Annotated in this window: 7 protein-coding genes; 1 reads left to right on the forward strand and 6 read right to left on the reverse strand. The window is 58.9% G+C overall.

The window, feature by feature from the left end; translation table 11 throughout:
- From IE187_RS21690 to IE187_RS20865, 5 genes are all read right to left on the reverse strand, one after another.
- The coding region (locus tag IE187_RS21690; RefSeq protein ID WP_308435309.1) for a PAS domain-containing protein at positions 1-443 on the reverse strand (443 nt) is incomplete at its 3' end.
- A 141-nt stretch (positions 444-584) separates the two neighbouring features.
- On the reverse strand, positions 585-956 hold the full coding sequence (gene tnpA / locus IE187_RS20850; RefSeq protein ID WP_189677922.1) for an IS66-like element accessory protein TnpA: 372 nt from the start codon (positions 954-956) through the stop codon (positions 585-587).
- A gap of 167 nt (positions 957-1,123) precedes the next feature.
- Positions 1,124-1,771: a 2-dehydro-3-deoxy-6-phosphogalactonate aldolase gene (locus IE187_RS20855; RefSeq protein WP_189677923.1), complete on the reverse strand. Its 648-nt coding sequence runs from the start codon at positions 1,769-1,771 to the stop codon at positions 1,124-1,126.
- Positions 1,761-2,648, reverse strand: a complete 888-nt coding sequence (locus tag IE187_RS20860) for a 2-dehydro-3-deoxygalactonokinase (protein WP_189677924.1) — start codon at positions 2,646-2,648, stop codon at positions 1,761-1,763. The genes IE187_RS20855 and IE187_RS20860 overlap by 11 nt, the downstream gene beginning before the upstream one ends.
- Positions 2,639-4,219, reverse strand: a complete 1,581-nt coding sequence (locus tag IE187_RS20865) for a sodium/sugar symporter (protein ID WP_189677925.1) — start codon at positions 4,217-4,219, stop codon at positions 2,639-2,641. Before IE187_RS20865 ends, IE187_RS20860 begins: the two co-directional genes overlap by 10 nt.
- A gap of 106 nt (positions 4,220-4,325) precedes the next feature.
- Here IE187_RS20865 and IE187_RS20870 point away from each other — a divergent pair, with 106 nt between their 5' ends.
- On the forward strand, positions 4,326-5,045 hold the full coding sequence (locus IE187_RS20870) for a FadR/GntR family transcriptional regulator (RefSeq protein WP_189677926.1): 720 nt from the start codon (positions 4,326-4,328) through the stop codon (positions 5,043-5,045).
- 110 nt (positions 5,046-5,155) lie between these two features.
- Here the strand turns inward: IE187_RS20870 and IE187_RS20875 are convergent, their stop codons facing one another.
- A complete protein-coding gene (locus tag IE187_RS20875; protein WP_229839632.1) occupies positions 5,156-7,549 on the reverse strand; it encodes a TonB-dependent receptor in 2,394 nt (797 codons plus the stop codon).
- Positions 7,550-7,633 lie beyond the last annotated feature (84 nt).

The following is a 7,633-nucleotide window of genomic DNA, read 5'->3' on the forward strand; positions in this document are numbered from 1 at the left end:
TAAACCATCGAAATGAGGGGTCCCTTTTGGACGCCGATCACCCCGCTAAGGGGGTCCTTTTTGCACGCCGATCCACACAGTTCGACCGAGCGGCGTTCGCTGATCGCGGTGCGAATCGTGTCGATATCGTCGCGACACGTATCTGGCCCCTGGAGGAATCGGCAATTGCGGCCGACAATTTGCTCTCGTGCGTAGCCGGAAAGACGGCAGAAGGCGTCGTTCACGAACACGATCGGGTTGTCCGGCAGCCGCGGGTTGGTGATGACCATTGGCATGCGCGTAGCCCGCACCGCGGCCGGAAAGGGATCGTGCGTGGCGTGCTGGCCTACCAGCTCTGCTTCGATCCGTGACGCATCTCCGCCAACTCCCGAACCTGGGTGGTCGTGTTCGCCTGCGTTGCTTGGCATTTCGCGTCCTGAAACTTTGGGCGTGGTTTCTCCCATGCTGATACTGCAACAATATCGCTACGATGGCTATGTCAGACGCGACCAAGTTCAGCGCACCGTGTAACGAAGCCGGACTACGCCGATTTGGTAGCGAAGTCAGTCGCCAACGACACGACCAGAAAAAGACGGCGGTTGCGACTACTTGGTCCTGCAGATCATCGCGTCGATCGGTGGCGCAAGACGGACGCGTTGCCCACCAGAGCAGATTACCTCGACCACGCCTGGCCCAAGGGGCTCCGGCTGAGTAGGGGCACCCGCGCTCGCCACCTCCACCGGCACGAACGCTGGCGCCGGCAGCCGCGGTGCCTCGACCGGAACACCGTCGCGAAGCAGCACGCGCCGCCACCGATACACCAGCGAAGAACAGACCCGGTAACGCCGCGCGACATCCGAAACGCTCGCCCCGGGCATCATCGCCTCCGAGACGATCCGCGCCTTGTCGTCATCGCTAAACCGCCGACGCGGCTCCGCCCCGCCCGTGCCAAAACCATCGATAATCATCATAGCCATAGTGCCGCACCGGTGCTTGCCACAGTGCCGCACCTGTGGCCTGCGGCTCACATCACCCGCAAGGCGGGGCAGACCGGACGCTTACGACGTGTCGGTTGGAAATGTGAGCTGTCCCCTTAGGTGGTCCAGACTATCATAGTCTATGGGCCACTCATCATGAAGGCAGATCACGAAGATGGTTCTTCTCGATAGCGATTGACCGCAGACACAAAATCAGTCGCATTACGGCCTACCTGTTCGGCATCCATGCCAGTTTTATACAGAGCCGACCCCAGGCCGAAACCCTCGCAGGATCCGCGCCACTCGCACATCGTGATAGGCGTGATACCGCCGACAGCGAGGATCGGCACACTGCGCGGGATTACCGCTCGTTGCGCGTTGAGGATCTTCGGCGTTGCTGCCTCTGCCGGGAACAACTTCAAGCCGTTAGCCCCAGCGTTGATTGCGGCAAAAGCTTCACTGGGCGTAAAATAGCCAGGCAGCGAGACCAGCCCGAGCCGCTGGGTCTCCGCGATCACTTCCACATCGACATTTGGGGAAATCACCAATCGCGCGCCGACCTCGGCCACGCGGCGCGCGTTGGCTACCGACAGTACGGTGCCAGCGCCGATCAGCGCGTCATCGCCGAAACGCTGCACCAGACGCGCGATGCTATCGAACGGATCGGGTGAATTGAGCGGCACCTCGACGATATGGATGCCGGCGGAGAGCACTGCATCAACGATGCCCTCAACTTCGGACGGCTTCACGCCGCGCAGGATCGCTACCAGTGGGCAGCGCTCAAGCGCGGTGGTCAAAAGCGTGTCAGTGTCCATCGATTGTGTCCCAGATTGCGGTAATTCCCGCGAGAAAAGCGGCGTGGCTGTCGAGCATGACGGGTCGCGCGCCGGTTGCTGTCACGGCAGCCGCATAGAGCGCGCCGAGTGCCTGGTCAGCCAAGATATAGACAGTTCCACCGGCTGCGATCACCTGATCGCGCACGTCGCTGCCGATCAGAAGGCCGCTTACCCGCGACGCAGTATCATCCACGTCGCGCTGCCCAAGCACAACCGCAGCCCGCTCCCCGAACAAGTCGGAGAGCAAGTGATTGTCCGTGGCAAGCTCCAAGCCTTCTTGGAATGCGGGTCCCGCGACCACATCCGCTTTTAGAAAATCGCCGAGCAAACTGTGATTGCGAAGCAGGGCGAACATTTCGCCTGTCATGGCAGTGCGGAAATCGGCGATCTGGCCATGCTTCATCCGTACCCATTTGGAGTGCGTGCCCGGCTGACACAGCAAGGCGTCGCCCGGCGCCATGCCGGAGACCACTGCGCCGAGGACCTGCACTTCCTCGCCCCGCATCACGTCGCACCGGCCATGCAATTGCGCAACACCCGGAATGATCGCGGTCCGGCCGGGCTCCACCCATACCAGCCGTTCCACAAGAGCGTCGATCCCGGCCGGGCACTGCGCATACGGCGCCTCAACCCAGCCGCGCGTCGATCCGACCATTCCTGCGCACAGCACTGGCACGTCGCCGAGCCGTTTTCGGATTTTCGCAACCTCGCCCACAAAAGAGCCCGCCGCCACGCTCAGCACGCCCTTGTCGTCGCGCAACGTCTGGATCACCGCGCCGTCGCTAGCGATCGCATAGGCACGACGATTGGTCGTTCCCCAGTCGATCGCGATGAACGCAAGTTCGCTCACCACCACGTTCCATACAAAGCGATGAGGATCAGGATGACGCCGATTGCGCCGACGTTGAACGACGTTTGCGTTCCGTAGCTGACCGACTTGGTGTCGATCGTGTCGGTATCAGCGCGCGACCGCGTGATGAGCGAAATTAGGACCGCGAGGACGAGGGCGGTCAGGAACACCAGACCCATACGGTCCATGAACGGCAACGTCGGCAACAGCGTCTTGAACGCCCAGGACAGGATTACCGAAGTCGCCGCCGCTGTGAGCGCGCCCGCCTCGTTCGCTCGCTTCCAGAACAGGCCGAGCAAGAAGATCACCGTGATACCAGGCGTGAAGAAGCCGGTGAACTCCTGGATGAACTGGAACGCTTGCTCTGAACTGCCGACCAACGGTCGTGCCGTCATTATCGCCAGCAGGATGGCGACCACCGCCGCCGCGCGGCCGACGAACACGAGGTGCCGCTCACGCCCCTCGCCCGGCTCCTTGCCGCCGCTGCGCTTGGCGTAGAGATCGAGCGTGAAGATCGTCGCGATTGAGTTTATCTTGGACGCGGTCGAGGCGACGATCGCCGCAATCAACGCGGCGAACACCAGCCCAAGCAATCCGCTTGGTAGCAATGCCATCATCGTCGGATAGGCTTCGTCCGGCTTGGCCAGATCGGGCGCGAGCATTACCGCTGCAATCCCCGGCAACACGATCACGAGCGGCATTAGCAGCTTTAGGAAGGCCGCGAAAATGATGCCCTTCTGCGCCTCGGCGATGTTCTTGGCGGCAAGCGCACGCTGGATGATATATTGGTTGAACCCCCAATAGCTGAGGTTGGCGATCCACATCCCGCCAATCAGCACCGACAGGCCGGGCAAATCCATGTAATGTGCGTTGCCCGGCTTTAGGATCATATGAAAATGATCAGGAATTGCAGTGGTGAGACGATGGAACCCGACGATCATTCCAGCACCCTGCCCCAATTTGCCGAGCGTCAGCGCCGCGATGATTAGCCCGCCAAGCACCAACAACGTCACCTGCACGATGTCGGTCAACGCCACCGCCTTAAGCCCGCCGCGGATCTGATATAGCAAGGCGAACGCGCCGAGCAGTACGAGCGCTAAATCCTGGTTGATGCCGGCCACCTTGGTGACTGCGATCGACCCGAGCCAGATGATCGAGGTAAGATTCACGAAGACATATAACGCGAGCCAGAACAGCGCCATCAGCGTCCGGATTGACGGGCCGTACCGCCGCTCCAGGAATTGTGGCATCGTATAGATCTCATTTTTCAAGAAAATCGGTAGGAAGAATTTGCCAACGATGAGCAAGGTCAGCGCTGCCATCCATTCGTACGAGGCGATCGCCAAGCCGATCGCATAGCCTGACCCCGACATGCCAACGATCTGTTCAGCCGAGATGTTCGCTGCAATCAACGACGCCCCGATTGCCCACCAGGGCAAATCCTTCGATGCGAGGAAATAGTCGGTGGTGTTCTTTGGTCCGGCGCCGACCTTGTCGCGCGAGACGTATTGCGCCAGCCCGAAGATGCAGACGAAATAGACCGCGACCACCATGATATCGATCGTTGCTAGCTGCATCTCGGACCCTTCCCCAACGCACGTCAGCCCGCTAAGCATGGGATAGCAGCCGGCCTATTTATATGATCTATGGTACTTACAGGCTGAAGTGCAAGGAGTGCAAGCGATGTCTACCGATCCAAGCGACATTCGGATCTCGCTCGGGCGCAACCTGACCTATGGGCTGCTCGATCATTTGGGAAAAACGATCGTCACCGGTGGCTATGCCGAAAAAGCGTTTCCAACCGAAGCGGAACTATCGAAACAGCACGGTGTCAGCCGTTCGGTGACCCGCGAAGCGGTTAAAATGCTGACAACGAAAGGTCTGCTCAGCGCGCGGCCGCGGCAAGGCACCATCGTGCAGCCAGACAGCGATTGGAACTTGTTCGACCCTGACGTGCTGCGCTGGCTGCTTGACCGCAAATTTTCGATCAAATTATTGCGTGAGTTTAATCAGTTGCGCGTCGCGATCGAGCCGGCCGCGGCGGCACTTGCCGCAACCTTTGCCGACAAGAACGGGCTGGCACTCATACGAGCCGGTTTCGACCGAATGCGAGTTGCCGAAACCGGCGACGACGACACGCTCGAGGCAGATATCGCATTTCACGTTGCGATCTTACGCGCCTCGACTAATCCATTCTTCGCGCAGTTTTGCGATGTCGTCGCCACCGCATTGCGTACCTCGATCCGCTTCACCAATCGCATTCAAGGCCGAACTGCAGATCTTGCTGCACATGAAGCGGTGCTGTTCGCGATCGAAGCGCGCGATCCCGAAGCGTCGCGCACCGCAATGCTGCGCATTATCGACGACGTGATGGATCTGATCGTTCGGTCGTCCACCGACTAAATGGCGAGGCGTCACACAAAAATGCGGACGCGACTTCGACCGCGTCCGCAAGGGGGGGAGACGTCCGGCAAACGCTAATCGGCCGGTTGAGAGGGATCTCGTGAACGGGATTAGAACCGTACCGCAACACCAAGCGAGTATGACGAATCATCGAAGCGATAATCGCGTGGCAAGTTCGAATCCCCATAATAGCTGCGATATTTGGCGCGCGTCAGATTGGTACCATCGATCGACAGTGTGACCCCCTTACGGAACTCAAACCCGATGCTGGCGTCGAGGCGGCCATTGGGGCGTACTTGGTTAAGGATGAGAGTCTGGCCGACAGGGCGAACGTTGGTTCCACCATAATTCTCGTCATAATAGCTCGACCGGTACGTATAGACGACGCGCCCGGTTAGGCCCTTTTTGTCATAAAGGCCACCGATGTTGTAATTGTACTTTGAGACGCCCTGTATACTCTGGCCGAACAAGGGATCGCCGGCCGTTTTCACCTTACTGTCCGCGAGCGTGAAATTGCCAAACACGCCAAAGCCGTTGAGTCGACCAGGCAAGAAGTCGAAAAAGGTCTGTGCGCTAACTTCGATCCCCTTCAGAGACACCGCCCCAACGTTGCGCGGGCGGGTGATGTTGTAGCTAAAGCCGTTGATTAGTTCGACTTGGCTCTGACTGATTACCCGATCCTTTATGTCCTTATAATAGCCACCAATGGCCACGAAGCCGTTACGCGAGAAATAATATTCAAGCGTCGCGTCATAGCTGTCGGACTTCTGCGGGCGCAGGTTGGGATTCCCGCCTGACCCGGCCGGCAGGATCAAGCTGTTGGTTGAGATCAGATAGCTCAGCCCAGGATTGAGATCTCCAAAGCTCGGCCGTGCGATCGCGCGCGAGTAAGTAGCGCGTGCCTGCAAGCCGCCACCAAACCGCATTCGCGCACTGGCGCTGGGCAGGAAGTCGTTGTCGGCGGTATTCGCACCGAACGGCGTCAGCACCGGTGCCGGGTTAGGCACCGCGGTCGTCGATGCCGGGGTCACGAACGAAGCCCCCGAGATTTGACGTTCGGTGCGGGTATAGCGACCACCTATCTGGCCATCGAGCGTGATCGGCCCGCTGATCGGCACTTTATAAGCGGCCTGAAGATAGCCCGAATAGGTTTTCTCAGTAGCGGAGAAGGAGCGGTCCGGTGTAAAATCAGGGAAGCCAGCACCTAGGCCGTAAAGCGTGCGTAATTTGTTTTGAACCGCAGGGTCGCGCAGCTCGTCCTGGTTCGGAACGATAATTCCAAAGCCATTGTTGATAGTCGGCGTTCCCAGGGCGTGAACGAGAAAATTTGAATCCAGAAACGGAACGTTCGAAATTAGCGTCCCGCAAACGGTGCCGCACGTGCCGCCGAGCGACTGTTGATGCGTCGCGCTGTGGTTGGCGAAGCGCGCGCCGAACTGGATGTTATCGAGGATACTGCCGATCTTGTAAGTGCCGTCGAGCTTCGCTGCGAACTCCTTGCCGCGATCGCGGACATTGTCCTGGTTGAGCGGCGATAGCGCGAAATTCGTCGGGTCGCCGAGACCATTTACAGTGTCATTATAGACCGTTCCGCCATTCACGTTAGTTGCAACATTGGTAGTGATGCCGTTGCCCGACTTAAAAACGTCCAAGATGAAATTTTGATTGCGCACTTCCGAATGCTGGTACGAAACGTCACCGCTCAGGCTTAGACTGCCCGACGTATATTTGGCGCCTCCAGAGATGATATAGACCGAAGTGCGATCGTAATGCGCCTGCGTGCTGGTGAAGCCGCCGTGCCCAGTCGAAGTGAATGAGCTGGCGGTGCACAGGTTCTGTACCGTACCGGCGGGATTATAGAAACCCGCGCCGTTTACAGCATAATCCTTGCACTCATTTGTCTTTTGTACATTGCTGAAGGATGTACCGCTAAACACGTCATCGATCTGAAAATAGCTTGCCGACTTGTTGCTGTAGCGCGTGTACAGGCCGTTGGCGTAAATCTCGAGGCCCGGCGCAGCTTTCCACTGATAGGCTACGTTAGCTTGCTTGCGCTCGTACGTACCTTGTTGCTCGACGCCGCCGACACATGTCGGCGCGATGATCCCGGCAGCGCCGGGAGGGCCTTGTGTGCCGCTGCGAAAGTCGCAGTTGAACGCAACCGGGCGATCGAATTTGTTGTGCGAATAGGAGATATCCGCCAGCAGGCCCATCTCACCAAGGCCAGTTTCGAAGCGGTTCGAAACGAGCAGGCCGAGCACCGGGTTCACCTCCTGCGCATTCCCGCTATAAACAGCCCGCGCATTGGCGGCGAGCGTAAACCCTTTGAAGTCAAACGGCTTGTGCAGGCGCAAATTGATCACCCCGGCCACGCCACCTTCGATCAATTCAGCGGAATTCGACTTATAGACGTCGGCACCCGCCAGCGCTTCGGCCGGCAGATCCTGGTAACTAAAGCCGCGACCCGTTCCAGTGAAAATTTCTCGCCCGTCAAGAGTGGTCAAGATGTCAGGTAATACCAAGACTCTCTGATCAGGACCGATGGGCCCACGACCGCAGTCCGATGGACATGATGCGCCACGGCTGAT

The sequence above is a fragment of the Sphingomonas glacialis genome (assembly GCF_014653575.1).
Classification (GTDB): Bacteria; Pseudomonadota; Alphaproteobacteria; order Sphingomonadales; family Sphingomonadaceae; genus Sphingomonas; species Sphingomonas glacialis.

Coding starts and splice junctions, on each gene's coding strand:
- tnpA (WP_189677922.1), bottom strand. CDS start 956: ATGGCTATGATGATTATCGATGGTTTTGGCACGGGCGGGGCGGAGCCG.
- IE187_RS20870 (WP_189677926.1), top strand. CDS start 4,326: ATGTCTACCGATCCAAGCGACATTCGGATCTCGCTCGGGCGCAACCTG.
- IE187_RS20865 (WP_189677925.1), bottom strand. CDS start 4,219: ATGCAGCTAGCAACGATCGATATCATGGTGGTCGCGGTCTATTTCGTC.
- IE187_RS20855 (WP_189677923.1), bottom strand. CDS start 1,771: ATGGACACTGACACGCTTTTGACCACCGCGCTTGAGCGCTGCCCACTG.